Origin of the sequence: Azospirillum formosense, from assembly GCF_013340925.1 — a bacterium.
Taxonomy (GTDB): domain Bacteria; phylum Pseudomonadota; class Alphaproteobacteria; order Azospirillales; family Azospirillaceae; genus Azospirillum; species Azospirillum formosense.
The window spans coordinates 1-1,372 of the sequence record NZ_WHOR01000492.1; the positions used below are offsets into that span (position 1 = coordinate 1).

Below are 1,372 nucleotides of genomic sequence, written 5' to 3' on the forward strand. Positions count from 1 at the left end.
GGTGGGTGCCGCGGTCGCCAACGCGGTCCACAACGCGACGGGCCTGCGGGTGCGCGAGTACCCGATCACGCTCGACAAGTTCCTGGACCGGCTGCCCGCCGTGGGGTGAGGGGAAGGGGGAAGGGCTTTGCCTTTCCCCACCCGTGCCCGAGTGGCAGGCTGCGAATTTGTGCCTCGCCCAACTGACCGAGCCTGACCGTGGATCGCTCATCCCTTGGTTTGGCGCGTATGGGCAGGCAGCCCCGCAACGCCGACGTGCCGACGCTGGTGCGGCGCAGCGCAAGCCTTATATTGCAGGGCCATGCGCACCCTCCTCCTCGCCCTTTGCGGCATTCTCGCCGCCGCGCCCGGCTGGGCCGCCGGCCTGCACCATGACCTGACCGTCACGCTGGACCCCGCCGCGCGGCGGCTGGAGGTGGAGGACCGGCTGCGTCTGCCCGCCGGGACGCACCGGCTGATGCTGGCGCCGGGGCTGGCGGTGGGGGAAGCGCGCCTCGACGGCAAGCCGGTCGCGGTGCGTGGCAACGCCCTGCCGGTGACCGTGCCAGAGGGCGGCGGCGAGCTTCGCCTGCGCTACGCCGGAACGCTGCCGCCCCTGACGCCGGAATCGCGGGGCGGCGGCGGCGGGGAGGAGGGCGCCTATCTGCCCGGCGGCACCGGTTGGATTCCGACTCCCGAAAGCGGCGCGGCGGAGCCGCCCTCCTGGCGCCTGTCGGTCCGGGTGCCGGCGCCCTTCGTCGCGGTGGCGACGGGCCGTCTGGTCGAGGAGACGCGCGATGGTGCCGGCTACGCCGCGACCTTCGCGGAGGAGCGCAGCGTCGAGGAGCCGTCGCTCTTCGCCGGGGCGTGGCAGGTGACGGAACGGATGCATAACGGATTGCGCCTGCGCACCTACTTCCATCCGGAACAGGCCCCGCTGGCCGACGAGTATCTGGACCTCAGCGCCCGGACCATCGACGCGCAGGCGGCGCGGATCGGCGCCTATCCCTTTGCCGGATTCGCGATCCTCTCGGCCCCGCTGCCGGTCGGTCTGGGCTTTCCGGGGCTGACCTACATCGGGCGGCAGGTGATGCCGCTGCCCTTCATCCGCGCCCAGTCGCTGCCCCATGAGATCCTGCACAACTGGTGGGGCAACGGGGTGCGTGTCGGCGGAGACGGGAACTGGCCTGGAAATTGGTCGGAGGGGCTGACCACCTTCATGGCCGACTACGCGGCGGCGGAGGCGCGTGGGGAGGATGCGGCGTGGGCCATGCGGCTGGACTGGCTGCGCGACTACGCCGCCCTGCCGGCGGAGCGCGATTCCGCCCTGACCGATTTCCGCGCCAAGGTCCACGACGCCACACAGATCTTCTTCTGACTCTTATACACAACT

General features: G+C 71.5%; 1 protein-coding gene. It reads left to right on the plus strand.

The window, feature by feature from the left end; all coding sequences use genetic code 11:
* Positions 1-301 precede the first annotated feature (301 nt).
* On the plus strand, positions 302-1,357 hold the full coding sequence (locus GBZ26_RS29345; RefSeq protein ID WP_174441797.1) for a M1 aminopeptidase family protein: 1,056 nt from the start codon (positions 302-304) through the stop codon (positions 1,355-1,357).
* Positions 1,358-1,372 lie beyond the last annotated feature (15 nt).

Coding starts and splice junctions, on each gene's coding strand:
- GBZ26_RS29345 (WP_174441797.1), top strand. CDS start 302: ATGCGCACCCTCCTCCTCGCCCTTTGCGGCATTCTCGCCGCCGCGCCC.